Below are 23,986 nucleotides of genomic sequence, written 5' to 3' on the forward strand. Positions count from 1 at the left end.
CGGAAATTTGATGTTCAAGTATTTAAAGGTATATGATAGATAACGAGGTCAACAAATATGAAAAAAATAGATTTTAACGTAGTAATAGCTAAGCTAGCTACAGTTATTCCAATTGTAGTTATCATACTTAATATAGTTATTAATTTATATATGAAAAAGCCATTTACAACAAGTGAGTATGTCTGGAGTGCTATAGGACTGGTTTTGTCTACATATTTTGGATTTTTTTGTAAAGATTTTTCAAAATAAAATTACTGAGGAAGATCAATTAAATTTTAAGTATTTACTAGGGATTACAACAGTTATATCTGTTCTCAATGACTAATAAAGTTTAAATCTGTTGTGTAGACTGGCAGATTTAATTTAAGTGATCTAACTTAGAAGTAATGTTGAAATTTGAGATTTAAGAAAAAGAAAGGAGAGAGGGTGTTTCCGAGTAATTGAACTCGGGCTAAAAGCTTCGGAAAAAAGATAGACTGCCTTGTGTGCAAGCACACTGCGTTAGTTTCCTATTTTTCTTTTGCTTTTGAACGCCCTCTGTATCATAAATTATGCTAGATCGTTATTCACGCCCTGAGATGGCGGAAATTTGGAGTGAAGAAAATAAGTACCGTGCTTGGTTAGAGGTTGAGATTTTGGCCGATGAAGCTTGGGCTGAGTTGGGTGAGATTCCTAAGGAGGATGTGGCTAAGATTCGTGCTAATGCCGATTTTGATGTGGACCGCATTCTTGAAATTGAAAAAGAAACGCGTCATGATGTGGTGGCTTTCACCCGTGCTGTTTCTGAAACACTTGGTGAAGAGCGTAAGTGGGTTCACTATGGCTTGACGTCAACAGACGTTGTTGATACGGCCTATGGTTACCTTTACAAACAAGCCAACGACATTATTCGTCGTGACCTTGAAAACTTCACTAACATCGTGGCTGAAAAAGCTAAAGAGCACAAAATGACCATCATGATGGGCCGTACGCACGGTGTTCATGCTGAACCGACAACTTTTGGGCTTAAGCTGGCAACTTGGTACAGCGAAATGAAACGTAATCAAGAACGTTTTGAACATGCAGCGGCTGGCGTTGAGGCTGGGAAAATCTCTGGCGCGGTCGGCAATTTTGCCAATATCCCTCCATTTGTGGAAGAGTATGTTTGTGACAAACTTGGCATCCACCCCCAAGAAATTTCAACTCAGGTCCTACCTCGTGACCTACATGCAGAATATTTTGCTGTGCTAGCCAGCATCGCAACTTCTATTGAACGCATGGCAACTGAAATCCGTGGTCTACAAAAATCAGAACAACGTGAAGTGGAAGAGTTCTTTGCCAAAGGGCAAAAAGGGAGCTCTGCTATGCCTCACAAACGTAACCCAATTGGTTCAGAAAACATGACAGGTCTTGCGCGTGTGGTTCGTGGTCATATGATTACAGCCTATGAAAATGTGCCATTATGGCATGAACGTGATATCTCACATTCATCTGCAGAACGGATTATCACACCTGATACAACAATTCTTATCAATTACATGCTTAACCGCTTTGGCAATATCGTTAAAAACTTAACTGTTTTCCCTGATAATATGCTGCGCAATATGAATTCGACCTTTGGTCTTATTTATAGCCAACGTGTGATGTTAACCTTGATTGAAAAAGGCATGACGCGTGAACAAGCATATGACTTGGTGCAACCAAAGACAGCTTACTCATGGGATAATCAAGTTGATTTTAAACCATTACTTGAAGCTGATGAAGAAGTAACATCACGCCTCAGTCAAGAGGAAATTGATGACCTCTTCGATCCTGTTTACTACACACAACGAGTCGATGCTATCTTTAACCGTTTAGGCTTATAAGCCAGTTGAAAAGACCTTTGGGTCTTTTTTTCTACTGTTTGTCAAGCCCATCAAGGGATTTATTTTAATAAAACAACTTTTATAATAATATTAATTTAAGATTGCAAATATGTTATAATGATTGAAATAAAAATTAAGGGGCCTTGAATGCCAAAGATTGGAGATAAAATCAAAGCTTTTCGTCAGGAGAAGCATTTAACCAGAGAGGCAATTTGCGGTGATGAGACAGACTTGTCTGTACGTCAGTTGGTCCGTATTGAACAAAATCAGTCTCTACCTAGTTTGGCAAAATTAGTTTTCATTTCAAAAGCATTAGATGTCAGACTAGATCAATTAGTCAATCCTAAATGTGTTACAATTCCAAGAGATTACCTTGCTTTAAAATATCAAATCATCCGAACGCCTCTTTATATGAACGGTCAGATTATGGCCATTCGGGAAGGGCAGTTTGATGCGATTTTTGAAAAATACTATGATGACTTGCCAGATGAAGAAAAATTAATTGTTGACTTTTTACAGTCCAAATTTGATGTTTACCAAAGTGGTGATGCCAGCTATGGGCGTGCTCTATTGCAAGATTACATTAGACAAATTAGTAAAAAGAATCGGTATCAGATTAATGATATATTTTTGATTGACCTTTATCTAACTTGTGCCATAGTGAGTGGTCTTAAAGCAGAGTTTTTTGATAAGAATCTCTATTGTCGTTTCTTGTCTAAATTATTGTTAATGGAGAAAACATTAGCGTTATCGGATTTATTTTTACTGAATAATGTCCTTTTGACGTGTGTTGATATTGGTATCAGATTGACTGATTATGAAGTTATTCAGCCGGCTTTAAAGGCAAGTTATCGTATCATGTATAAAGTCCAAGATTTTCAGCGTTTGCCAATTTATTGCATGCATGCCTGGAAAAATGCCCTTTTCTATAGAAAATCTGAAAAAAGAGGCGAAGATTACTTTCATCAGGCGCAGCTATTTGCCAAAATGGTGGGTGATAGTTTTTTAGAAGAAAAATTAAGAAAAGAGTGGTTTGAAAATTTAGCAGAAAGTAAAAAATCATGACATCAATGTCATGTTCAACCGTGGTATTTTGACCTATAATAAACAAAAAAGAAAGGAATACCTCATGTTCAAAAAGTACAAATACCATTTTATCTTAATACTTTTAGCTATTATACCTCTCCTAGCAAAGGTTGAACACGATTGGTGGCATATCGGGTAATTATTGCCCTTTATAAATAGTAAAAGGTTGAAAGCTATTAACACGATACTGTTAAGGCCTTCAACCTTTTTATTTACTAAGTTTTTCCTTGAGAATGGCTAGTTATCTGATTGGCTAGATGATGGATTAGTTTTCGTTTACATCAACATTTAGGACCCTTTTTTGATGATCCCGATAAATGTGAATAGGGGTATAGCGTTTTCCATTTTTACCCATGATGTGGTAAGGTAGTTGATTAAGCCAATTGCCTTGTTCAGTGTCTATGGCGACGGAGTTGGTTTGGATGATTTGTCCTTTATCTTGATAACGAACAATAAAGTCAGTCATAATAGGTTTTTGAGATTCATCTATATATGGTTTAGACTGCTTACGTGGAGCAATGACAAATTGCTCATAGATATAGTCGGTATTGTCTAATACTTTGTTATTTCCAGCTTTGTCGCTTGTGTAATGTGCTTGTCTATTTTTTGCTTCATAGAAGAAGGACTGAGGAAATTGAGGATCATATAAGTTAGCAAAATCCAGTTGATTGTGATTATTGTGGTCATAGGTGACATGACTTTTTTGTCGTTTAATAATTTCATAGTCCTGTAAATTAGCATTTGTGGTCATTAGTTCTTTGGCAAAGCTTAATAAGTCAGCTGAAGAAATTTTTTTTCCTACTGGAACAGTATCGAGGTGTGAATTGTCATATGTTGAAAAATGTCTGAGTCGACCGGTTTCAGGATCTTCAATCATAAATTCGGCAGTATAGGCTAGTTTAATCTGATGAGCTACTTCAGTTATTGTAGAGGTCTTTTCCTTTAGCAAGACATGACCTGTTAAGCTATATTTTCTTTGTTGCATGTCAGTACTTGGCAGTAAATGAATCGTAGTATTTTGTAAAGAATAAGTGTTTTTGTTTCCATCGCTCAGTAGCGAATCTGGAGTAAATCAAATGACCTCAAGGTTATGATTTAACTCGGATTCATGCAACCTATTGGAGATTGTCTCCAATAGTGCTTTTTGACTAATCGTTTTTGCTTGATTTAAACTAAAGTCTATAAAAGGTATACTAATCTGATGGTTACTTTGATTCTCAATAATCCCGTCAACATTGATACTAATGAAATCACCACTTGGTTCTACGGGGTGATCATTCAGCAGTCGTGAACCTGTTGTTATTGCTTTAACAGGTTTGGGTAGACTCACTACTATAAAAAAGGATAAAAAAGCAGCAAGTAATCTCCATCTATTTTTTCTCATTTTCATAAATCAAAATTCTTTCTAATTATTCAAGTAATATAGTATTTATCAACTGAATCAGATAATTGTCCACCAAGGAAATATTATTATAGCATAAAATCTACATTAAATTATCTAACTGTTTATTCCGGATAGAATTTGCCTAAAACAGATTACTTCGTGCTATAATAGTCACATGACTAGAATTTTAGATGAAGAGTTGATGGGAGATGAGGCTCTGGTTGAGCGCACTCTACGTCCTCAATATTTACGAGAGTATATTGGTCAAGATAAAGTTAAAGACCAACTGATGATTTTTATTGAAGCAGCAAAAATGCGTGATGAGTCTTTAGATCACGTCCTTTTGTTTGGCCCTCCAGGACTTGGGAAAACGACTATGGCATTTGTTATAGCTAATGAGCTAGGAGTTAATCTTAAGCAAACCTCTGGTCCGGCTATTGAAAAGGCAGGGGACTTGGTTGCAGTCTTAAATGATTTGGAGCCGGGAGATGTCCTCTTTATTGATGAAATTCATAGAATGCCTATGGTTGTCGAAGAAGTTCTTTATAGTGCGATGGAAGATTTTTATATTGATATTATGATTGGTTCTAGTGATACTAGTCGTAGTGTTCATCTGGATTTGCCACCTTTTACACTAATTGGAGCAACAACTCGCGCTGGCATGTTATCTAATCCGCTAAGAGCTCGTTTTGGCATAACTGGCCATATGGAGTATTATCAAGTAGATGATTTAACAGAGATTGTCGAGCGTACCGCGGATATCTTTGAAATGGAAATTGTTCATGAAGCAGCTTCAGAGTTGGCACGTCGAAGTAGAGGGACACCTCGTATCGCTAATCGTTTATTAAAGCGTGTGCGAGACTATGCTCAAATTATGGGAAATGGTGTGATTACAGCTACAATTACTGATAAAGCCCTTGAAATGTTAGATGTTGATCATGAAGGATTGGACTACGTCGATCAGAAGATTTTGCGTACAATGATTGAAATGTACAATGGTGGTCCAGTTGGCCTTGGGACTCTGTCAGTAAATATTGCTGAGGAGAGAGACACAGTAGAAGATATGTATGAACCTTATCTCATTCAAAAAGGCTTTATTATGCGGACAAGGACTGGACGTGTTGCGACACAGAAAGCTTATCATCATTTAAATTATCCCTATTTAGAAAAATAAAAGTCTCGGCTAGATTGCTGAGACTTTTTGAGAGAGTTATACCGATTGAAGCGTGGTCAAAGTCGGGATGGAGAAAGAATAGCTAAATTGTCTTAAATTTTTTGAAAAATGCAACTGATATTATTTAGTATTATAGTTGTATTAACAGTAAAAAATCGGTATGATTTTGTAAAGAAATTCTAATATTTTGATATAATAAAATGAGGGGAGTTTACCATGAAAAAAGTATGTTTTGTTTGTTTAGGTAATATTTGTCGTTCAACTATGGCTGAGTTTGTTATGAAATCTCTTGTTGATGAATCATCTATTTATGTTGAAAGCAGAGGGACATCAAATTGGGAACATGGGAATCCTATTCATAGAGGAACGCAAAAGATTTTAACAAAATATCAAATTGATTATGATAAAAACAAAAGTTCTCAACAAATTACAGAACGTGACTTATCTGAATTTGATTACATCATTGGGATGGATTTTCAGAATGTAGATGATTTACGGGCGCTCTCTGGTGGCAAGTGGGATGAGAAAATTCACCTATTTATTACAGGTGGCGTACCTGATCCTTGGTATACAGGAGATTTTGAAGAAACCTATGATTTGGTCACAAAAGGTTGTCAAAGCTGGCTAAAAGAATTTAAGTAATAAATAAAATAGTAGTGAGAAGATAGAGATGGAACAAATTAAGCAATTTATTAACCAATTGAAAATTACTCGAGCTCAAGTCGAGATTTTTTCAGTTATTATCCTCTTGGTTTTAGGGCTTTCAGTTATTACAATTAATCATAAAAGTAAAACTGCCTTAACCTATAATCGGGGTCAGATTAAGTACACTGGTTATGTTATTAATCACCGGATGAATGGACAAGGGACCTTAGTTTATGCTAATGGTGATAAGTATGTTGGTGATTTTAAACAAGGTGTATTTGAAGGCAAGGGAACTTTTACATCAAAAACAGGTTGGTCTTATAAAGGGGACTTTAAAAAAGGACAAGCTGATGGTAAAGGGACACTCATGGCAAAAAATAATAAGGTTTATAAAGGGACCTTCAAGCAGGGGATATTTCAAAAATGAGAATTAAATGGTTTTCTTTGATACGTGTAACTGGTTTACTACTAGTTTTACTTTATCACTTCTTTAAACATGCCTTTCCAGGAGGTTTTATAGGGGTTGATATTTTCTTTACATTTTCAGGCTATCTAATTACAGCTCTATTAATAGACGAATACTCTAAGTCTAATCAAATTGATATTATTGGTTTTTTCAGAAGACGTTTTTATCGGATTGTTCCACCATTAGTATTAATGGTCCTAGTGACAATTCCGTTTACTTTCTTAGTCAAAACAGACTTTGTGGCAAACATTGGAAGTCAAATAGCGGCTGCTCTAGGCTTTACCACAAATTTCTATGAAATTTTAACTGGTAGTAGTTATGAAAGTCAATTTATACCCCATTTATTTGTGCATACTTGGAGTCTGGCAATTGAAGTTCATTTTTATATTATTTGGGGCCTGTTTGTCTGGTTTATGGGAAGACAAAAGTATAATGATAAGCAATTTAGAGGAATTCTTTTTGTAGCCTCGAGTAGTATTTTTGCTCTCAGCTTCCTAATAATGTTTATTAGAGCATTTTTTGTGGTTAATTTCTCATTGATTTATTTTTCAAGTATTGCCCATATTTTTCCTTTCTTTATTGGAGCAATGTTTGCGACCATTTCAGGGATTAAAGAGACAACTGTTAGATTTCAAAAAAATGTTAACTTATGGCCGCGTAAATTTGTTATCAGTTTTGTAGCTGGTGCATTTACCTTGTTATTCTTGTTAACAGTATCGCTTGACTTTAACAATATCATAACTTACTTGTTTGGCTTTGTTTTAGCTAGTTTATTTACAGCAGTTATGATTTATGCTACGCGCGTTTTAAATGATCTTACGCCGACAATCGACGAACCCTTTGTTATTACCTATATTGCTGAAATTAGTTACGGCTTGTACCTCTTCCATTGGCCTTTTTATATCATTTTCAGCCAATTGGCACCAAACTGGTTTGCTGTTATCCTGACCCTCATTTTCTCAGTTCTTTTTTCTACCTTGTCTTACTACATTATCGAACCATTAATTGTTGGCAAAAAACCAAATCTTTTTGGCTTAGATATTCCGATGGAAGGCTATACAAAATGGCTAGCTTTAACTGGCCTAGCTTTATTATTATTAATGGTAGGTCGGAGTATTGCTGCGCCAAATGTTGGCAAGTTTGAAACTGAGCTCACTGTTGGAGCTTTACAGCAAAGTCAAAATAGCTTAAACAGAACGCATACTCTTGCAGCTGGGGATGCTAATGCATTGGGCGATGTCAGCATTATCGGAGATTCTGTTGCCTTAAGATCAAGTGCCGCCTTTTCTAAAATTATGCCGACAGCACAGCTTGATGCAGCAGTAAGTAGAAACTTTAGCCAAGCTTTTGACATTTATGATAATCGCAAATCGTCTGAGACTTTATCTAAAACGATTGTTTTAGCCGTTGGTGTCAATTCTCTAGGTAATTACAAAGCGGATTTGCAAAATTTCATTCAAGATTTACCAAAGGGGCACCGTTTAGTGATTGTCTCACCTTATAATTCGCAAAATTTAGCGCAAGTTGCTGAAGTTAGAGATTATGAGTTAAGTTTAGCTAAGAAATATTCGTTTGTAAGTATAGCGGATTGGTATAAGGTAGCTGTTGCCACACCTGATATTTGGGATGGCACAGATGGTGTACACTATAGTGATTCTACGCCTAAAGGGGCAGATCTGTATGTAAATACTATTAAAGATGCTATTGAATATGTTGCTAAAAAAGATGCAAAATAAGGCCTGAAAAGGTCTTTTTTCTATAGTCAAAAAACTTTGAAAAAAACTTCACAAATTTATTGTGAAACTATTTACAAACTCAAAAAATGTGCTATAATAATTTTGTAAACAAATTTGTGAAACTTTTAACAAATAAAAGTTCTAGAGGAGAATAGAATGGTTGAACAAAAAATGACGCCGGAACAAAAAATGGCAGATGCGCAATCACACGTTGATGAGCTTGTCCAAAAAGGTCTAGGTGCCTTAGAAGAATTCCGTAAATTAAATCAGGAACAAGTAGACTACATCGTAGCTAAAGCTTCAGTTGCTGCTTTGGATGCACATGGTATCTTAGCAATGCATGCCTTTGAAGAAACTGGACGTGGTGTATTCGAAGATAAAGCGACTAAGAACTTATTTGCTTGTGAGCATGTAGTTAATAACATGCGTCATACTAAAACAGTTGGAATAATCGAAGAAGATGATACAACAGGATTAACACTTATTGCTGAACCTGTTGGGGTTATCTGTGGGGTTACACCAACAACAAACCCAACGTCAACAGCTATTTTCAAATCATTGATTGCTTTGAAAACGCGTAATCCAATTGTCTTTGGATTCCACCCTTCAGCTCAAGAATCTTCTGCACATGCGGCTCAAATTGTTCGTGATGCTGCTATTGCAGCAGGTGCACCTGAAAACTGTATCCAATGGATTTCAAAACCTTCTATGGAAGCAACTGGTGCTTTGATGAACCACGATGGTATTGCAACAATTCTTGCAACTGGTGGTAATGCAATGGTTCGTGCTGCTTACTCATGTGGAAAACCAGCGCTTGGTGTAGGTGCAGGTAATGTTCCAGCTTATGTTGAAAAATCTGCAAACATTCGTCAAGCTGCTCATGACATTGTTATGTCTAAATCATTTGACAATGGAATGGTCTGCGCTTCTGAACAAGCTGTAATTATTGATAAAGAAGTTTATGATCAATTTGTTGATGAATTCAAGTCTTACCATACTTATTTTGTTAATAAGAAAGAAAAAGCACTCCTTGAAGAATTCTGTTTTGGTGCAAAAGCAAATAGCAAAAACTGTGCTGGTGCAAAATTAAATGCAGATATCGTTGGTAAATCAGCGATTTGGATTGCTGAACAAGCAGGCTTCAAAGTTCCAGAAGGAACTAACATTCTTGCAGCTGAATGTGCTGAAGTTGGGGTTAAAGAACCATTAACACGTGAAAAACTATCACCAGTTATTGCTGTTCTTAAATCTGACTCTACTGAAGACGGACTTAAAAAAGCTCGTCAAATGGTAGAATTCAATGGTCTAGGACACTCAGCAGCTATCCATACAAAAGATGAAGAGTTAGCAAAACGTTTCGGTACTGAAATGAAAGCAATGCGTATCATTTGGAATTCACCTTCAACATTTGGTGGAATCGGTGATGTTTACAACGCCTTCATTCCATCATTAACACTTGGATGTGGTTCATATGGACGTAACTCTGTAGGTGATAATGTTAGTGCTATCAACCTCTTGAATATCAAAAAAGTAGGAAGACGTAGAAATAATATGCAATGGTTTAAGGTTCCTTCAAAAACATACTTCGAGCGCGATTCTATTCAATACTTACAAAAAGCACGTGATGTTGAACGTGTCATGATTGTTACTGACCATGCTATGGTTGAATTAGGTTTCTTGAACAAAATTATTGAACAACTTGATCAACGTCGTAACAAAGTTGTTTATCAAATCTTCTCAGATGTTGAACCTGATCCAGACGTTTCAACAGTTATGAAAGGTACGGAATTAATGCGTACCTTCAAACCAGATACGATCATTGCATTGGGTGGTGGTTCACCAATGGATGCTGCCAAAGTAATGTGGTTATTCTATGAGCAACCAGAAGTTGACTTCCGCGACCTTGTTCAAAAATTCATGGATATCCGTAAACGTGCCTTCAAATTCCCTGAGCTTGGTAAGAAAACAAAATTCATTGCTATTCCAACAACTTCAGGTACTGGTTCAGAAGTAACCCCATTTGCCGTTATCTCGGACAAGAAAAATAACCGCAAATACCCAATTGCTGACTATTCATTGACACCAACAATTGCTATTGTTGACCCATCATTAGTAATGTCAGTTCCAGGATTTATTGCAGCTGATACAGGTATGGATGTTCTAACACATGCTACAGAAGCTTATGTATCACAAATGGCAAATGACTTTACTGATGGTCTTGCTTTACAAGCTATCAAGATTGTCTTTGATTATTTAGTAAGTTCTGTAAATAATGGTGATTTTGAAGCTCGTGAAAAAATGCATAATGCTTCAACAATGGCTGGTATGGCATTTGCAAATGCCTTCCTAGGTATGAGTCACTCAATGGCTCACAAAATTGGTGGAGTGCACCACACAGTTCACGGACGTACAAATGCGATTCTTTTACCATATGTTATCCGTTACAATGGGACACGTCCTTCTAAAACAGCTACTTGGCCTAAATACAACTATTGGAAAGCTGATGAGAAATTCCAAGATATCGCACGCTTATTAGGTCTTCCAGCTTCAACACCTGAAGAAGCTGTTGCATCTTATGCACAAGCTGTATACGAACTTGGTGTAGCTGTTGGTATCAAGATGAACTTCAAAGATCAAGGTATCGATGAAAAAGACTGGAAAGACAGTTTACATGAAATTGCTCTTCTTGCTTATGAAGATCAATGTTCACCAGCAAATCCACGTTTACCATTAGTCGCTGACATGGAAGAAATCCTGGCAGATGCCTACTATGGATATGGAGATCGTCCTGGTCGACTTAAATAAACCGAACACGTTAATGTAATGCATAGAATACTCTCTTGGTTCTCCTCCATGAGAGTATTTCTATAGTAGTTACATAAAGTATAAAAAATTTTAATATTGAGTTTACAAGCCTTTAGCAGAGGCGTATAATGTAGCTGAATAAAAAGATAATTTCTTGGAGGATTCACATCATGGTAGAACGCTTTTATGACCTGCTTGCACATGTCTGGATTGGTATAGCTGGCATCGATTCTCGTTGGGTCAGATAAGCAAAGGGCACTAGTTAATAGCTAGTGCTTTTTTTAATAAATTAGTTAACCGGTAAAGTATATTTTCAGAAAATTGTAATCTTATTACCATTTTTTATTGACAGACTATGTGAAATGCTATACAATATTATAAGAAAGCGTTTGCAAAAAAGATAAAAAATATAGTTAAGGAGGCTTTTTATGAAAGCTGTTGTCGTTAATCAAGAAAGTACAGGTGTTGAAGTTGTTGAGCATGATCTACCAAAAGTAGGGCATGGAGAAGCACTTGTAAAAGTTGAATATTGTGGTGTTTGTCATACGGATTTACATGTGGCACACGGTGATTTTGGTAAAGTACCTGGCCGTATATTAGGTCATGAAGGTGTTGGCGTTGTTGAAGAAATCGGTGAAGGCGTAGACTCACTTAAGGTCGGAGATCGTGTTTCAATTGCTTGGTTCTTTGAAGGCTGTGGACACTGTGAATATTGTACAACTGGACGTGAAACACTTTGTCGTAGCGTCAAAAATGCTGGTTATTCTGTAGACGGTGGAATGAGTGAATATGCTGTTGTAACTGCTGATTATGCTGTTAAAGTTCCAGATGGTCTTGATCCAGCTCAAGCTTCTTCTATCACATGTGCTGGTGTAACAACTTATAAAGCTATCAAGGAAGCAGGGGCAGCCCCTGGACAATGGATTGTTTGTTTTGGTGCAGGAGGCCTAGGAAATCTAGCTGTTCAGTATGCTAAAAAAGTATTCAATGCTCATGTTGTTGCTGTAGACATTAACAATGACAAATTGGAATTGGCTAAAAAACTTGGAGCTGATATTGTTGTCAATGGTAAAGAAGTCGAAGATGTTGCAGCCTTTATTCAAGAAAAAACTGGTGGTTGCCATGGAGCGGTTGTTACTGCTGTTTCTAAGGTTGCTTTCAACCAAGCGATTGATAGTGTGCGTGCAGGTGGTACAGTAGTTGCTGTTGGCTTACCGTCAGAATATATGGAATTATCTATTGTTAAAACTGTTTTAGATGGTATCAAAGTTGTTGGTTCTCTAGTTGGCACACGTAAAGATTTGGAAGAAGCTTTTGCTTTTGGTGCAGAAGGTTTGGTTGTCCCAGTCGTTGAAAAAGTTGCAGTAGACACAGCACCTCAAGTTTTTGATGAAATGGAAGCAGGAAAAATTCAAGGACGTAAAGTTTTAGATTTTACTACTCTATAGTATTTGCTCCTCTAAAATTTGTAATCATGTTGTAACTGATTTAAAGGGGTGTTTAAAGAAATGCCTGTTATTTTAAATCAGTTTTGGAAGCACTAGTTGAAAACTAGTGCTTTTTTCGTTATCATGGCGTCAAAGATAGTCAAAATATGGTACAATATCAAAAAGACTTTTAAAGGTAGGAAAAGAAATGGGACTCGTTTATCAATCAACCCGTGATGCGGCAAATCAAGTAAGTGCAAGTCAAGCTATTTTATCAGGCTTAGCTAAAGATGGGGGTCTTTTTACACCTGTTAGCATGCCAGCAGTTCATTTGGATTTTGAGCAATTGCAATCGGCATCTTATCAAGAAGTAGCGAAGCTAATTTTGTCAGCTTTCTTTGATGATTTTACAGAGGCGGAATTGGATCATTGTATTCAATCTGCCTATGATCAAAAGTTTGACACGGCTAAGATTGCTCCCTTGGTTTCTTTGACTGATTATCATAACTTAGAGCTTTTTCATGGGTCAACGATAGCTTTTAAAGACATGGCCTTGTCAATCTTGCCTTATTTATTAACGACAGCTGCTAAGAAGCAGGGCGTTGATAATAAGATTGTTATTTTAACGGCGACTTCTGGTGATACTGGGAAGGCTGCTATGGCTGGCTTTGCCGATGTTCCGGGAACAGAAATCATTGTTTTCTATCCTAAATATGGGGTCAGCAAGATTCAAGAGTTGCAAATGACGACGCAAGTCGGGGATAATACGCATGTTATTGCTATTGATGGTAATTTTGATGATGCGCAGACTGATGTTAAGCGGATGTTTAATGATGCGGATTTGGCGCAAAAGTTGGCTGATCAAGGGATGCAATTATCTTCAGCGAATTCGATGAATATTGGGCGTTTGATTCCGCAGGTTGTTTATTATGTTTATGCTTATGCGCAGTTGGTTAAAGATGGTGCCATTAGAGCGGGAGAACAGGTTAACATCACTGTTCCGACTGGTAATTTTGGTAATATTTTGGCTGCTTATTATGCTAAGCAAATTGGTCTTCCCGTTCATAAATTAATCTGCGCTTCGAACGAAAATAATGTTCTTACTGATTTCTTTACAAGTCGTACATACGACAAGAATCGTGACTTTAAGGTAACAAGCAGTCCATCGATGGATATTTTGGTTTCCTCTAATTTGGAGCGCTTAATTTTCCATCTGCTGGGTGATGACTCGGAGGCTACTCGTCAATTAATGACGTCTCTGACTGAGGAGGGGTCTTATCACTTGGAGGCATTTGATGCTCGAGTTTTTGATCTGTTCACCTCTGGCTATGCAACAGAAGAAGAAACAAAAGCAGAAATTAAGGCTATTTTTGAGTCAGACCACTATGTGATTGATCCACATACGGCAGTGGCATCTGCTGTTTACCGTCGTTATCGTCAGGAATCTGGTGATCAACATCAGACAATTATTGCATCAACAGCTAGTCCTTACAAGTTCCCACAAGTTGTTGTTGAGGCAATTCAGGGACAAGGATGTGAGGATGATTTCCAGTCAGTTGAGTTGTTAGAAAAGATTTCTGGAGTTGCAATTCCAACAACTGTTCAAGATTTGTATCATGCTTCTGTTCGTCATGAAATGATGGTTAGCCATCAAGACATGCAAGAAGCTGTAGAAAAGTATTTAGGAGTATAAAGGGGGGCTATTAGCCTCCTTTATTGATGAGTTTATGCAAAATGAAAATCGTAGACATATTTTAAGTCTTGCTTTACCAGCGATGGTTGAAAACCTCTTGCAAATGCTGATGGGATTTGTTGACAACTACTTAGTTGCTCAGATTTCTCTAGCGGCGGTTTCTGGTGTCTCTTTAGCAACTAATATCATCACAGTATATCAAGCACTTTTTATCGCCTTGGGAGGAGCGGTGTCAAGTTTACTGGCGCGCAGTTTGGCTAAGAAAGATCAACTAGAGTCACAAAAACTAATGGCGGATGCTATCACTCTGACACTTGGAGTGTCTCTTATTTTGGGAATTCTAACAGTCCTTGGCAAGTCTTGGCTCCTGACCTTGTTTGGAGCATCGGCTGAGGTGGTTGCTGTTGGAGGGGCTTATCTCTCAGTTGTTGGAGGATTGGTGAGTAGCTTGGCTATGATGACGAGCCTAGGAGCAATTTTAAGAGCGAAAGGAAATGCTAAATTACCAATGTGGGTGAGTCTTTTTGCCAATCTCCTCAATGGTGTCCTTTCAGCGAGTGCGGTCTTTATTTTTAATTGGGGTGTGATTGGTGTTGCTTGGGCGACGGTGCTATCGCGTCTGGTTGGTGTACTTATCTTACTACGTTTTTTCCCTGTTAGAATGATCGTCTCCAGGATGTCTCTTCGCATGAATCGTAAAATTTTGGCTTTAGCTCTGCCAAGTGCAGGAGAGCGCTTGATGATGAGGGTAGGCGATTTGTTGGTCATGGCAATTGTTATTAGCTTTGGGACATCAGTGTATGCGGGTAATGCAATTGGTGAGACTATTTCACAATTTAATTACATGCCTGGAATGGCTGTAGCTACAGCAACTGTTATTGGTGTAGCAGGTCTTTTGACTGATCAGGATAAGGTGTTAATTGATCGATATATTAAAGAGGCTTACAAACTTTCTACTATTATAGTGCTAATTATTAGTCTATTAGTTTATAGTTGTGGGTGGTGGTTGACGAGTCAATTCACAAATGATAAAAGTGCAACAACGGCCAGTATGCTAGTTCTGTTCTTTTCGCTGATTGGATCTCCTGTAACATCGGGTACCTTAATATATACAGCGGTGTGGCAAGGACTGGGTAATGCTCGGATGCCGTTTTATGCGACCAGTATCGGCATGTGGTTGATTAGGATTATAGGTGGTTATTTATTAGGAGTAGTTTTAGGTTTAGGTTTATCAGGAGTTTGGATAGCAACACTCTTAGACAATTTAATGCGATTTTTATTATTAAAAATATTATATATGCACAAGCAAAAGTTATGAGGTTGTTTTCGTAACTTTTTTTAAAAAAGTTACGAAAAGACTTGCAAGAGCAGTAGCTTTCTGTTATTATATTATGGTGCTGTAAAATTACAGCTATAGCTATGATACGAGAGGTTGCGACACGCTCGGTTGCATTGCCACGCAACACGTGTTGGTTTTCTCGAGGAGCTAGCCTATTATCGTAAATAGACGAGAGGAGAAAAGATGGCAAATAAAAAAATCCGTATCCGTTTGAAAGCGTACGAACACCGTACACTTGACACAGCGGCAGAAAAAATCGTTGAAACTGCAACACGTACAGGTGCTACTGTAGCGGGGCCAGTTCCACTTCCAACAGAACGTAGTCTTTACACTATTATTCGTGCGACTCACAAATATAAAGATTCTCGCGAACAATTTGAAATGCGTACTCACAAACGTCTTATCGACATCGTGAACCCAACTCAAAAGACTGTTGACGCTCTTATGAAATTGGACTTACCAAGTGGTGTAAACGTAGAAATCAAGCTTTAATTTGATCTCTGAGCACAAAAAACGCTCGTAAAAAACTTTTTTGAGCACAAAAAACGCTCATAAAAAACTTTTTGAATAATATAAGAAAAGGAAATATTTTCTCATGACAAAAGGAATCTTAGGGAAAAAAGTGGGAATGACTCAAATCTTCACTGAAACTGGTGAATTTATCCCTGTTACTGTCATCGAAGCAGCTGCAAACGTTGTGCTTCAAGTTAAAACTGTTGAAACAGACGGTTATGAAGCAGTTCAAGTTGGTTTTGACGACAAACGCGAAATTTTGAGTAACAAACCTGCCAAAGGCCATGTAGCTAAAGCTAACACAGCTCCTAAGCGCTTCATCCGTGAATTCAAAAACATTGAAGGCTTAGAAGTTGGTTCAGAAATTACTGTTGATACATTCGCAGCTGGAGATATCGTTGATGTAACGGGTACTTCAAAAGGTAAAGGTTTCCAAGGTGTTATCAAACGCCACGGTCAATCACGCGGCCCTATGGCCCATGGTTCTCGTTACCACCGTCGTCCAGGTTCAATGGGACCTGTTGCGCCTAACCGTGTTTTCAAAAACAAACACTTGGCAGGACGTATGGGTGGAAACCGTGTAACAATTCAAAATCTTGAAATTGTACAAGTTATCCCAGAGAAAAACGCTATCCTTATCAAAGGTAACGTACCAGGTGCTAAGAAATCTCTTATCACTATCAAATCAGCAGTAAAAGCTGCTAAATAATAAGAAAGGAGAAAACAGTTTAAATGGCAAACGTAAAACTATTTGACCAAACTGGTAAAGAAGTTAGTTCAGTTGAATTAAATGACGCTATCTTCGGTATCGAACCAAGCGAATCAGTTGTTTTTGATGTTGTAATCAGCCAACGCGCTAGCCTTCGCCAAGGTACTCATGCGGTTAAAAATCGTTCAGCAGTATCAGGTGGTGGACGCAAACCATGGCGTCAAAAAGGGACTGGACGTGCTCGTCAAGGTTCTATCCGCTCACCACAATGGCGTGGTGGTGGTGTTGTCTTCGGACCAACTCCACGTTCATACGGATACAAACTTCCACAAAAAGTTCGTCGCCTAGCTTTGAAATCAGTATACTCAGCTAAAGTTGCTGACGAAAAATTTGTAGCTGTAGAAAGCCTTTCATTTGCAGCACCAAAAACTGCTGAATTTGCAAAAGTTCTTTCAGCGCTAAGCATCGATTCAAAAGTACTTGTTATCGTTGAAGAAGGAAATGAATTTGCAGCATTATCTGCTCGTAACCTTCCAAACGTTAAAGTTGCAACTGCAACAACTGCAAGTGTTCTTGATATTGTAAATAGCGATAAACTTCTTGTTACTAAAGAAGCAATCTCTACAATTGAGGAGGTTCTTGCATAATGAATTTGTACGACGTAATTAAAAAACCAGTCATTACTGAAAAATCAATGATTGCCCTTGAAGAAGGAAAATACACATTTGAAGTTGACACACGTGCGCACAAACTTTTAATCAAACAAGCTGTAGAAGCTGCGTTTGAAGGTGTTAAAGTTGCAAACGTAAACACTGTTAACGTTAAACCAAAAGCTAAACGCGTTGGTCGTTACACAGGTTTCACTTCAAAAACTAAAAAAGCTATCATCACTCTTACAGCTGATTCTAAAGCAATCGAGTTGTTTGCAGCAGAAGCTGAATAATCTAAGGAGGAAATAACGTGGGTATTAAAGTTTATAAACCAACGACAAATGGCCGTCGTAATATGACTTCTTTGGATTTTGCTGAAATCACAACAAGCACACCTGAGAAATCATTGCTTGTTTCTCTTAAAAACAAAGCTGGTCGTAACAACAATGGTCGTATCACTGTACGTCACCAAGGTGGCGGACATAAACGTCATTACCGTGTAATCGACTTCAAACGTAACAAAGATGCGGTTGAAGCAGTTGTTAAAACTATCGAGTACGATCCAAACCGTACTGCTAACATTGCATTAGTACACTATACTGATGGTGTTAAAGCTTATATCATTGCACCTAAAGGTCTTGAAGTAGGTCAACGCATCGTTTCTGGTGTTGATGCAGATATCAAAATTGGTAATGCACTTCCACTTGCCAACATTCCTGTTGGTACAGTTGTTCACAACATTGAATTGAAACCTGGTAAAGGTGGAGAGCTTGTTCGTGCTGCTGGTGCATCTGCTCAAGTATTAGGTTCAGAAGGTAAATACGTACTTGTTCGTCTACAATCAGGCGAAGTTCGTATGATTCTTGGAACTTGTCGTGCAACAATTGGTTCAGTTGGTAATGAACAACAATCACTTGTTAACATCGGTAAAGCTGGACGTAACCGTTGGAAAGGTATCCGCCCAACAGTTCGTGGTTCTGTAATGAACCCTAACGATCACCCACACGGTGGTGGTGAAGGTAAAGCTCCAGTTGGTCGTAAAGCACCTTCAACTCCATGGGGTAAACCAGCTCTTGGACTTAAAACTCGTAATAAGAAAGCTAAATCTGACAAACTTATTATTCGTCGTCGTAACGCTAAATAATAAACAGATAAGTTGACTTATCATCCGCCAACTCGGTAGTTGCTTAGCAACAAGCCGTTGTGGTACATCATTTAAAGGAGAAAACTACATAATGGGACGTAGTCTTAAAAAAGGACCTTTCGTCGATGAGCATTTAATGAAAAAAGTTGAAGCTCAAGCAAATGACGAAAAGAAAAAAGTAATCAAAACTTGGTCACGTCGTTCAACGATTTTCCCAAGTTTCATCGGTTATACAATTGCAGTTTATGATGGACGTAAACATGTACCTGTTTATATCCAAGAAGACATGGTAGGTCACAAACTTGGTGAATTTGCACCAACTCGTACTTACAAAGGTCACGCAGCAGACGACAAGAAAACACGTCGTTAATAGGAGGAGGACACAATGGCAGAAATTACTTCAGCTAAAGCAATGGCTCGTACAGTACGTGTTTCACCTCGTAAAACACGTTTAGTACTTGATCTTATCCGTGGTAAGAACGTTGCTGACGCAATCGCAATCTTAAAATTCACTCCAAACAAAGCAGCTCGTGTTATTGAGAAAACTCTTAACTCAGCTATTGCAAATGCAGAAAACAACTTTGGTTTGGAAAAAGCTAACTTGGTAGTATCTGAAACATTCGCTAACGAAGGACCAACAATGAAACGTTTCCGTCCACGTGCGAAAGGTTCGGCTTCACCAATCAACAAAAGAACAACTCACGTAACAGTAGTTGTTGCAGAAAAATAAGGAGGTAAAATCGTGGGTCAAAAAGTACATCCAATTGGTATGCGTGTCGGAATCATCCGTGACTGGGATGCGAAATGGTATGCTGAAAAAGAATACGCGGATTACCTTCATGAAGATCTTGCAATCCGTAAATTCATTCAAAAAGAATTAGCAGAAGCTTCAGTTTCAACAATTGAAATTGAACGTGCTATCAACAAAGTTATTGTTTCATTACATACTGCTAAACCAGGTATGGTTATCGGTAAAGGTGGAGCAAATGTTGACACATTACGTGCTCAACTTAACAAATTAACTGGGAAACAAGTACACATCAACATTATTGAAATCAAATCACCAGATCTTGATGCTCACCTTGTTGGTGAAAACATTGCTCGTCAATTAGAGCAACGTGTTGCTTTCCGTCGTGCACAAAAACAAGCAATTCAACGTACAATGCGTGCTGGAGCTAAAGGGATTAAAACTCAAGTTTCAGGTCGTTTGAACGGTGCTGATATCGCTCGTGCAGAAGGTTATTCTGAAGGAACTGTTCCTCTTCATACACTTCGCGCTGATATTGATTACGCTTGGGAAGAAGCAGACACTACATATGGTAAACTTGGTGTTAAAGTTTGGATTTATCGTGGTGAAGTTCTTCCGGCTCGTAAAAACACTAAAGGAGGCAAATAACATATGTTAGTACCTAAACGTGTTAAACACCGTCGTGAATTCCGTGGTAAAATGCGCGGTGAAGCAAAAGGTGGAAAAGAAGTATCATTCGGTGAATACGGTCTTCAAGCTACAACTAGCTCATGGATCACTAACCGCCAAATCGAAGCTGCCCGTATCGCTATGACGCGTTACATGAAACGTGGTGGTAAAGTTTGGATTAAAATCTTCCCACATAAATCTTATACTGCTAAAGCTATCGGGGTTCGTATGGGTTCTGGTAAAGGTGCACCTGAAGGTTGGGTATCACCAGTTAAACGTGGTAAAGTAATGTTCGAAATTGCTGGTGTTTCTGAAGAAGTTGCACGTGAAGCATTCCGTCTTGCTGGACACAAATTACCAGTTAAAGTTAAATTCGTTAAACGCGAAGCAGAATAAGGAGAAGACATGAAACTTGAAGAAATCAAAAAGTTCGTTGCTGAGCTTCGTGGCTTGTCTCAAGAAGAGCTTGCTAAAAAAGAAAACGAACTCAAAAAAGAACTTTTCGACCTTCGTTTTCAAGCTGCAGCCGGTCAACTTGATCAAACTGCTCGTTTGAACGAAGTTAAAAAACAAATTGCACGTGTTAAAACTGTGCAATCTGAAATGAAATAATAGATTGGGAAAGGAGAAATTCAAATTATGGAACGTAATCAACGTAAAACCCTTGTTGGACGTGTAGTATCTGACAAGATGGATAAAACAATTACAGTTATAGTTGAAACAAAACGTAACCACCCAGTCTATGGTAAACGTATCAACTATTCTAAAAAATACAAAGCTCATGATGAAAACAACATTGCTAAAGAAGGCGATATGGTTCGTATCATGGAAACACGTCCACTTTCAGCTACAAAACGTTTCCGTCTTGTAGAAGTTGTGGAAAAAGCTGTTATTATCTAATCAAACTAAAAGGAGAAAATTGAAATGATTCAACAAGAAACTCGCTTGAAAGTTGCTGATAATAGCGGTGCCCGTGAGATCTTGACTATCAAAGTACTTGGTGGTTCAGGACGTAAATTCGCTAACATCGGTGACGTAATCGTTGCTTCTGTTAAACAAGCTACTCCTGGTGGAGCAGTTAAAAAAGGTGATGTAGTGAAAGCTGTTATTGTTCGTACTAAAACTGGTGCACGCCGTCCAGACGGTTCATACATCAAATTTGACGACAATGCTGCAGTAATCATCCGTGACGATAAAACTCCTCGCGGAACTCGCATCTTCGGCCCAGTTGCACGTGAATTACGTGAAGGTGGCTACATGAAGATCGTATCACTTGCACCAGAAGTACTTTAATATAAAGTTAAAACAAACTAAGTCCCCTAGGTTTACCTAGGGTGCCCATGTTGGGCGTAAGAAAAATAGGAGAAAAACTAGAATGTTTGTAAAAAAAGGCGACAAAGTTCGCGTTATTGCAGGTAAAGATAAAGGAACTGAAGCAGTAGTTCTTAAAGCTTTGCCAAAAGTTAACAAAGTTGTTGTTGAAGGTGTTGGTATGATTAAAAAACACCAAAAACCTAATACAGAGAACCCTCAAGGTGCTATCGTTGAAAAAGAAGCTCCAATCCATGTATCAAATGTACAAGTACTTGATAAAAATGGTGTTGCAGGTCGCGTAGGTTATAAAGTTGTTGACGGCAAAAAAGTTCGTTACAGCAAAAAATCTGGCGAAGTATTAGATTAATCACGAAGGAAAGGAGAAGCATAATGGCAAATCGTTTAAAAGAAAAATATACTAACGAAGTAATTCCTGCGTTGTCAGAGAAATTCAACTACACTACAGTTATGGCTGTGCCACGCGTTGAGAAAATCGTTCTTAACATGGGTGTTGGTGATGCTGTTTCAAACGCAAAAAACCTAGAAAAAGCTGCTGCTGAGTTAGAACTTATCTCAGGTCAAAAACCACTTATTACTAAAGCTAAGAAATCAATCGCTGGCTTCCGTCTTCGTGAAGGTGTTGCGATCGGCGCGAAAGTTACACTTCGTGGCGAACGTATGTACGAATTCTTAGACAAATTAGTTAGCGTTTCACTTCCTCGTGTACGTGACTTCCACGGTGTTCCAACAAAATCTTTTGATGGACGTGGTAACTACACACTTGGTGTGAAAGAACAACTTATCTTCCCAGAAATCAACTTTGATGATGTTGATAAAGTACGTGGTCTTGATATCGTAATCGTCACTACTGCAAATACTGACGAAGAATCACGTGAATTGCTTAAAGGCCTTGGAATGCCTTTTGCAAAATAATAGGGGGTAAATAAATTGGCTAAAAAATCTATGATTGCTAAGAACAAACGTCCTGCGAAACATTCTACGCAAGCTTATACACGCTGTGAAAAATGTGGTCGTCCACATTCAGTTTACCGCAAGTTTAAACTTTGCCGTGTTTGCTTCCGTGAGTTGGCTTACAAAGGTCAAATTCCAGGTGTTGTTAAAGCTTCTTGGTAAAAAATATGATGTAAAACTTTACTCTACTATTAATTTGTTAATAGTAGAGAAGTTGAACATAATTTCTGATAAGAGAATTTTCTCTTATCAAACCGCCATCAGGCGCATTAACTAGCAAGTGATTATTCAAACTACTAGTAAAAGGAGAAATCAAAAATGGTTATGACTGACCCAATTGCAGACTTTTTAACACGTATTCGTAATGCTAACCAAGTAAAACACGAAGTGTTAGAAGTACCTGCTTCAAACATCAAAAAAGGGATTGCTGATATCCTTGTACGCGAAGGTTTTGTAAAAAACGTTGAAGTTATTGAAGATGACAAACAAGGGATCATCCGTGTTTTCCTTAAATATGGTCAAAACGGTGAACGCGTTATTACTAACTTAAAACGTATCTCAAAACCAGGTCTTCGTGTTTACACAAAACGTGAAGATGTTCCTAAAGTTCTTAACGGACTAGGAATCGCAATCATTTCAACTTCAGAAGGTCTTTTGACGGATAAAGAAGCTCGCCAAAAAAACGTTGGTGGGGAAGTGATCGCCTACGTTTGGTAATTAATAGCACAACCATTCCTATGCGATACAGCGTTGACTTGTCTCGATTAACTTAAGTTATATCTTCGACTTCGTCGCCTAGTCTCGCTTCGGATTGATTGCACTATTAGAGTGATATGTGTTCAAATATTGGCACAAACATCTAGCAAACGTAAAAGAACTAATTGAACACGGACTAAAGTCTGTGTGAAAAAGATAAACTTTTCTTGAAACTTAAGTTTCACAGCAAAGTTTCCTATTTTCACTTTGACTTTTACGTCCTTAGTATCTTAGTTTACCCCGTGAAAACTAGTCGCATAGCGGCTTGATAATCTAACAGGAGAAAATAAACATGTCACGTATTGGTAATAAAGTAATTACTTTGCCTGCAGGTGTTGAAATTAGCAATGACAACAATGTTGTTACGGTTAAAGGCCCTAAAGGCGAACTCACTCGTGAGTTCAACAAAAACATTGAAATCAAAGTTGAAGGAACTGAAATTACACTTTCACGTCCTAACGACTCTAAAGAAATGAAAACAATTCATGGTACTACTCGTGCAAACTTGAATAACATGGTTGTTGGTGTTTCTGAAGGTTTCAAAAAAGATCTTGAAATGAAGGGTGTCGGTTACCGTGCTCAACTTCAAGGTACTAAACTTGTCCTTTCAGTAGGTAAATCTCACCAAGACGAAGTGGAAGCACCAGAAGGAATTACATTCACTCTTGCTAACCCAACGTCTATCTCAGTTGCAGGGATCAGCAAAGAACTTGTTGGTCAAACAGCAGCTTACATCCGTAGCTTACGTTCACCAGAACCTTATAAAGGTAAAGGTATTCGTTATGTTGGTGAATACGTACGCCTTAAAGAAGGTAAAACTGGTAAATAATAGTTTGATTGCATACCTTAAGCAATTAAGGTATCAATTGACTTGTTTTCCAAATGTAACAGATAAAACTTAAATTTTAAGAG

The 23,986-nt window shown here is 37.9% G+C and carries 31 protein-coding genes; 29 read left to right on the plus strand and 2 right to left on the minus strand.

Annotation, left to right across the window (positions count from 1 at the left end; translation table 11 throughout):
* Positions 1-57 precede the first annotated feature (57 nt).
* The 4 genes from ACVRZD_RS09375 to ACVRZD_RS09390 all read left to right on the plus strand — a co-directional run bounded on the left by ACVRZD_RS09375 (position 58) and on the right by ACVRZD_RS09390 (position 3,069).
* Positions 58-249, plus strand: coding sequence for a hypothetical protein (locus ACVRZD_RS09375; RefSeq protein WP_037626674.1), 192 nt, complete (start codon positions 58-60; stop codon positions 247-249).
* Between the two features lie 302 nt (positions 250-551).
* Positions 552-1,844, plus strand: a complete 1,293-nt coding sequence (purB, locus tag ACVRZD_RS09380) for an adenylosuccinate lyase (protein ID WP_037626675.1) — start codon at positions 552-554, stop codon at positions 1,842-1,844.
* 147 nt (positions 1,845-1,991) lie between these two features.
* Positions 1,992-2,909, plus strand: coding sequence for a helix-turn-helix domain-containing protein (locus tag ACVRZD_RS09385; RefSeq protein ID WP_037626677.1), 918 nt, complete (start codon positions 1,992-1,994; stop codon positions 2,907-2,909).
* Positions 2,910-2,973: 64 nt separating this feature from the next.
* A complete protein-coding gene (locus ACVRZD_RS09390; RefSeq protein WP_447450456.1) occupies positions 2,974-3,069 on the plus strand; it encodes a quorum-sensing system DWW-type pheromone in 96 nt (31 codons plus the stop codon).
* Between the two features lie 126 nt (positions 3,070-3,195).
* Here ACVRZD_RS09390 and ACVRZD_RS09395 read toward each other — a convergent pair whose 3' ends face one another.
* Positions 3,196-3,915, minus strand: a complete 720-nt coding sequence (locus ACVRZD_RS09395) for a hypothetical protein (protein ID WP_037626680.1) — start codon at positions 3,913-3,915, stop codon at positions 3,196-3,198.
* An 87-nt stretch (positions 3,916-4,002) separates the two neighbouring features.
* Positions 4,003-4,320, minus strand: a complete 318-nt coding sequence (locus ACVRZD_RS09400) for a hypothetical protein (protein WP_037626683.1) — start codon at positions 4,318-4,320, stop codon at positions 4,003-4,005.
* 169 nt (positions 4,321-4,489) lie between these two features.
* On the opposite strand from ACVRZD_RS09400, the gene ruvB reads away from it, so the two are divergent.
* The 25 genes from ruvB to rplF all read left to right on the plus strand — a co-directional run bounded on the left by ruvB (position 4,490) and on the right by rplF (position 23,903).
* Positions 4,490-5,488: a Holliday junction branch migration DNA helicase RuvB gene (gene ruvB / locus ACVRZD_RS09405; RefSeq protein WP_037626684.1), complete on the plus strand. Its 999-nt coding sequence runs from the start codon at positions 4,490-4,492 to the stop codon at positions 5,486-5,488.
* Between the two features lie 216 nt (positions 5,489-5,704).
* Positions 5,705-6,130, plus strand: a complete 426-nt coding sequence (locus ACVRZD_RS09410) for a low molecular weight protein-tyrosine-phosphatase (RefSeq protein ID WP_037626685.1) — start codon at positions 5,705-5,707, stop codon at positions 6,128-6,130.
* 28 nt (positions 6,131-6,158) lie between these two features.
* Positions 6,159-6,560 (plus strand): MORN repeat-containing protein, encoded by a 402-nt coding sequence (locus tag ACVRZD_RS09415; protein WP_037626687.1) that lies wholly within the window; start codon positions 6,159-6,161, stop codon positions 6,558-6,560.
* A complete protein-coding gene (locus ACVRZD_RS09420) occupies positions 6,557-8,335 on the plus strand; it encodes an acyltransferase family protein (RefSeq protein ID WP_037626688.1) in 1,779 nt (592 codons plus the stop codon). Before ACVRZD_RS09415 ends, ACVRZD_RS09420 begins: the two co-directional genes overlap by 4 nt.
* A gap of 156 nt (positions 8,336-8,491) precedes the next feature.
* Positions 8,492-11,140 carry a bifunctional acetaldehyde-CoA/alcohol dehydrogenase gene (gene adhE / locus ACVRZD_RS09425; protein ID WP_447450453.1) on the plus strand — a complete coding sequence of 883 codons (2,649 nt, stop codon included), beginning with the start codon at positions 8,492-8,494 and terminating at the stop codon, positions 11,138-11,140.
* 428 nt (positions 11,141-11,568) lie between these two features.
* On the plus strand, positions 11,569-12,588 hold the full coding sequence (gene adhP, locus ACVRZD_RS09430; RefSeq protein WP_037626689.1) for an alcohol dehydrogenase AdhP: 1,020 nt from the start codon (positions 11,569-11,571) through the stop codon (positions 12,586-12,588).
* Positions 12,589-12,775: 187 nt separating this feature from the next.
* Positions 12,776-14,260, plus strand: coding sequence for a threonine synthase (gene thrC / locus ACVRZD_RS09435; RefSeq protein WP_037626691.1), 1,485 nt, complete (start codon positions 12,776-12,778; stop codon positions 14,258-14,260).
* Positions 14,261-14,294: 34 nt separating this feature from the next.
* Positions 14,295-15,578, plus strand: coding sequence for an MATE family efflux transporter (locus ACVRZD_RS09440; protein WP_037626692.1), 1,284 nt, complete (start codon positions 14,295-14,297; stop codon positions 15,576-15,578).
* A gap of 204 nt (positions 15,579-15,782) precedes the next feature.
* Positions 15,783-16,091: a 30S ribosomal protein S10 gene (rpsJ, locus tag ACVRZD_RS09445; RefSeq protein WP_003046044.1), complete on the plus strand. Its 309-nt coding sequence runs from the start codon at positions 15,783-15,785 to the stop codon at positions 16,089-16,091.
* A gap of 103 nt (positions 16,092-16,194) precedes the next feature.
* Positions 16,195-16,821, plus strand: coding sequence for a 50S ribosomal protein L3 (gene rplC / locus ACVRZD_RS09450; RefSeq protein WP_037626693.1), 627 nt, complete (start codon positions 16,195-16,197; stop codon positions 16,819-16,821).
* Between the two features lie 23 nt (positions 16,822-16,844).
* Positions 16,845-17,468, plus strand: a complete 624-nt coding sequence (gene rplD / locus ACVRZD_RS09455) for a 50S ribosomal protein L4 (protein WP_037626694.1) — start codon at positions 16,845-16,847, stop codon at positions 17,466-17,468.
* Positions 17,468-17,764 (plus strand): 50S ribosomal protein L23, encoded by a 297-nt coding sequence (locus ACVRZD_RS09460; RefSeq protein ID WP_037626696.1) that lies wholly within the window; start codon positions 17,468-17,470, stop codon positions 17,762-17,764. Before rplD ends, ACVRZD_RS09460 begins: the two co-directional genes overlap by 1 nt.
* 17 nt (positions 17,765-17,781) lie before the next feature.
* A complete protein-coding gene (gene rplB, locus ACVRZD_RS09465) occupies positions 17,782-18,615 on the plus strand; it encodes a 50S ribosomal protein L2 (RefSeq protein ID WP_037626698.1) in 834 nt (277 codons plus the stop codon).
* A gap of 91 nt (positions 18,616-18,706) precedes the next feature.
* Positions 18,707-18,985 (plus strand): 30S ribosomal protein S19, encoded by a 279-nt coding sequence (gene rpsS / locus ACVRZD_RS09470; RefSeq protein WP_000533765.1) that lies wholly within the window; start codon positions 18,707-18,709, stop codon positions 18,983-18,985.
* Positions 18,986-19,000: 15 nt separating this feature from the next.
* The gene (gene rplV, locus ACVRZD_RS09475) at positions 19,001-19,345 is read left to right on the plus strand and encodes a 50S ribosomal protein L22 (RefSeq protein WP_003102985.1); all 345 of its coding nucleotides are present in this window, start codon (positions 19,001-19,003) and stop codon (positions 19,343-19,345) included.
* Positions 19,346-19,357: 12 nt separating this feature from the next.
* On the plus strand, positions 19,358-20,011 hold the full coding sequence (gene rpsC, locus ACVRZD_RS09480; protein WP_037626700.1) for a 30S ribosomal protein S3: 654 nt from the start codon (positions 19,358-19,360) through the stop codon (positions 20,009-20,011).
* A gap of 3 nt (positions 20,012-20,014) precedes the next feature.
* Positions 20,015-20,428 (plus strand): 50S ribosomal protein L16, encoded by a 414-nt coding sequence (gene rplP / locus ACVRZD_RS09485; RefSeq protein WP_003086024.1) that lies wholly within the window; start codon positions 20,015-20,017, stop codon positions 20,426-20,428.
* A 9-nt stretch (positions 20,429-20,437) separates the two neighbouring features.
* On the plus strand, positions 20,438-20,644 hold the full coding sequence (gene rpmC / locus ACVRZD_RS09490) for a 50S ribosomal protein L29 (RefSeq protein ID WP_003046054.1): 207 nt from the start codon (positions 20,438-20,440) through the stop codon (positions 20,642-20,644).
* Between the two features lie 27 nt (positions 20,645-20,671).
* Positions 20,672-20,932, plus strand: a complete 261-nt coding sequence (rpsQ, locus tag ACVRZD_RS09495; RefSeq protein ID WP_037626703.1) for a 30S ribosomal protein S17 — start codon at positions 20,672-20,674, stop codon at positions 20,930-20,932.
* 24 nt (positions 20,933-20,956) lie between these two features.
* The gene (gene rplN / locus ACVRZD_RS09500; protein WP_000615920.1) at positions 20,957-21,325 is read left to right on the plus strand and encodes a 50S ribosomal protein L14; all 369 of its coding nucleotides are present in this window, start codon (positions 20,957-20,959) and stop codon (positions 21,323-21,325) included.
* Between the two features lie 82 nt (positions 21,326-21,407).
* A complete protein-coding gene (gene rplX, locus ACVRZD_RS09505) occupies positions 21,408-21,713 on the plus strand; it encodes a 50S ribosomal protein L24 (RefSeq protein ID WP_007891837.1) in 306 nt (101 codons plus the stop codon).
* A gap of 23 nt (positions 21,714-21,736) precedes the next feature.
* Positions 21,737-22,279 carry a 50S ribosomal protein L5 gene (gene rplE / locus ACVRZD_RS09510; RefSeq protein ID WP_037626706.1) on the plus strand — a complete coding sequence of 181 codons (543 nt, stop codon included), beginning with the start codon at positions 21,737-21,739 and terminating at the stop codon, positions 22,277-22,279.
* Positions 22,280-22,294: 15 nt separating this feature from the next.
* A complete protein-coding gene (locus tag ACVRZD_RS09515) occupies positions 22,295-22,480 on the plus strand; it encodes a type Z 30S ribosomal protein S14 (RefSeq protein WP_002987746.1) in 186 nt (61 codons plus the stop codon).
* 156 nt (positions 22,481-22,636) lie between these two features.
* Positions 22,637-23,035, plus strand: coding sequence for a 30S ribosomal protein S8 (gene rpsH, locus ACVRZD_RS09520; protein ID WP_037626708.1), 399 nt, complete (start codon positions 22,637-22,639; stop codon positions 23,033-23,035).
* A 331-nt stretch (positions 23,036-23,366) separates the two neighbouring features.
* Positions 23,367-23,903 (plus strand): 50S ribosomal protein L6, encoded by a 537-nt coding sequence (gene rplF / locus ACVRZD_RS09525; RefSeq protein WP_447450454.1) that lies wholly within the window; start codon positions 23,367-23,369, stop codon positions 23,901-23,903.
* The last annotated feature ends 83 nt before the right edge of the window (positions 23,904-23,986 follow it).

It is taken from the genome of Streptococcus hongkongensis (assembly GCF_053206145.1).

Excerpts from the sequence above, each read along its gene's own strand:
- rplD (WP_037626694.1), top strand. The coding sequence starts at position 16,845 with ATGGCAAACGTAAAACTATTTGACCAAACTGGTAAAGAAGTTAGTTCA.
- rplF (WP_447450454.1), top strand. The coding sequence starts at position 23,367 with ATGTCACGTATTGGTAATAAAGTAATTACTTTGCCTGCAGGTGTTGAA.
- rplX (WP_007891837.1), top strand. The coding sequence starts at position 21,408 with ATGTTTGTAAAAAAAGGCGACAAAGTTCGCGTTATTGCAGGTAAAGAT.
- ruvB (WP_037626684.1), top strand. The coding sequence starts at position 4,490 with ATGACTAGAATTTTAGATGAAGAGTTGATGGGAGATGAGGCTCTGGTT.
- ACVRZD_RS09420 (WP_037626688.1), top strand. The coding sequence starts at position 6,557 with ATGAGAATTAAATGGTTTTCTTTGATACGTGTAACTGGTTTACTACTA.
- ACVRZD_RS09460 (WP_037626696.1), top strand. The coding sequence starts at position 17,468 with ATGAATTTGTACGACGTAATTAAAAAACCAGTCATTACTGAAAAATCA.
- rpsQ (WP_037626703.1), top strand. The coding sequence starts at position 20,672 with ATGGAACGTAATCAACGTAAAACCCTTGTTGGACGTGTAGTATCTGAC.
- rpmC (WP_003046054.1), top strand. The coding sequence starts at position 20,438 with ATGAAACTTGAAGAAATCAAAAAGTTCGTTGCTGAGCTTCGTGGCTTG.
- rplP (WP_003086024.1), top strand. The coding sequence starts at position 20,015 with ATGTTAGTACCTAAACGTGTTAAACACCGTCGTGAATTCCGTGGTAAA.
- purB (WP_037626675.1), top strand. The coding sequence starts at position 552 with ATGCTAGATCGTTATTCACGCCCTGAGATGGCGGAAATTTGGAGTGAA.
- rpsJ (WP_003046044.1), top strand. The coding sequence starts at position 15,783 with ATGGCAAATAAAAAAATCCGTATCCGTTTGAAAGCGTACGAACACCGT.
- ACVRZD_RS09415 (WP_037626687.1), top strand. The coding sequence starts at position 6,159 with ATGGAACAAATTAAGCAATTTATTAACCAATTGAAAATTACTCGAGCT.
- ACVRZD_RS09440 (WP_037626692.1), top strand. The coding sequence starts at position 14,295 with ATGCAAAATGAAAATCGTAGACATATTTTAAGTCTTGCTTTACCAGCG.
- ACVRZD_RS09375 (WP_037626674.1), top strand. The coding sequence starts at position 58 with ATGAAAAAAATAGATTTTAACGTAGTAATAGCTAAGCTAGCTACAGTT.
- rplC (WP_037626693.1), top strand. The coding sequence starts at position 16,195 with ATGACAAAAGGAATCTTAGGGAAAAAAGTGGGAATGACTCAAATCTTC.
- adhP (WP_037626689.1), top strand. The coding sequence starts at position 11,569 with ATGAAAGCTGTTGTCGTTAATCAAGAAAGTACAGGTGTTGAAGTTGTT.
- ACVRZD_RS09395 (WP_037626680.1), bottom strand. The coding sequence starts at position 3,915 with ATGCAACAAAGAAAATATAGCTTAACAGGTCATGTCTTGCTAAAGGAA.
- ACVRZD_RS09385 (WP_037626677.1), top strand. The coding sequence starts at position 1,992 with ATGCCAAAGATTGGAGATAAAATCAAAGCTTTTCGTCAGGAGAAGCAT.
- rplN (WP_000615920.1), top strand. The coding sequence starts at position 20,957 with ATGATTCAACAAGAAACTCGCTTGAAAGTTGCTGATAATAGCGGTGCC.
- adhE (WP_447450453.1), top strand. The coding sequence starts at position 8,492 with ATGGTTGAACAAAAAATGACGCCGGAACAAAAAATGGCAGATGCGCAA.
- rplE (WP_037626706.1), top strand. The coding sequence starts at position 21,737 with ATGGCAAATCGTTTAAAAGAAAAATATACTAACGAAGTAATTCCTGCG.
- thrC (WP_037626691.1), top strand. The coding sequence starts at position 12,776 with ATGGGACTCGTTTATCAATCAACCCGTGATGCGGCAAATCAAGTAAGT.
- ACVRZD_RS09400 (WP_037626683.1), bottom strand. The coding sequence starts at position 4,320 with ATGAAAATGAGAAAAAATAGATGGAGATTACTTGCTGCTTTTTTATCC.
- ACVRZD_RS09390 (WP_447450456.1), top strand. The coding sequence starts at position 2,974 with ATGTTCAAAAAGTACAAATACCATTTTATCTTAATACTTTTAGCTATT.
- ACVRZD_RS09410 (WP_037626685.1), top strand. The coding sequence starts at position 5,705 with ATGAAAAAAGTATGTTTTGTTTGTTTAGGTAATATTTGTCGTTCAACT.
- rplV (WP_003102985.1), top strand. The coding sequence starts at position 19,001 with ATGGCAGAAATTACTTCAGCTAAAGCAATGGCTCGTACAGTACGTGTT.
- rpsS (WP_000533765.1), top strand. The coding sequence starts at position 18,707 with ATGGGACGTAGTCTTAAAAAAGGACCTTTCGTCGATGAGCATTTAATG.
- rpsH (WP_037626708.1), top strand. The coding sequence starts at position 22,637 with ATGGTTATGACTGACCCAATTGCAGACTTTTTAACACGTATTCGTAAT.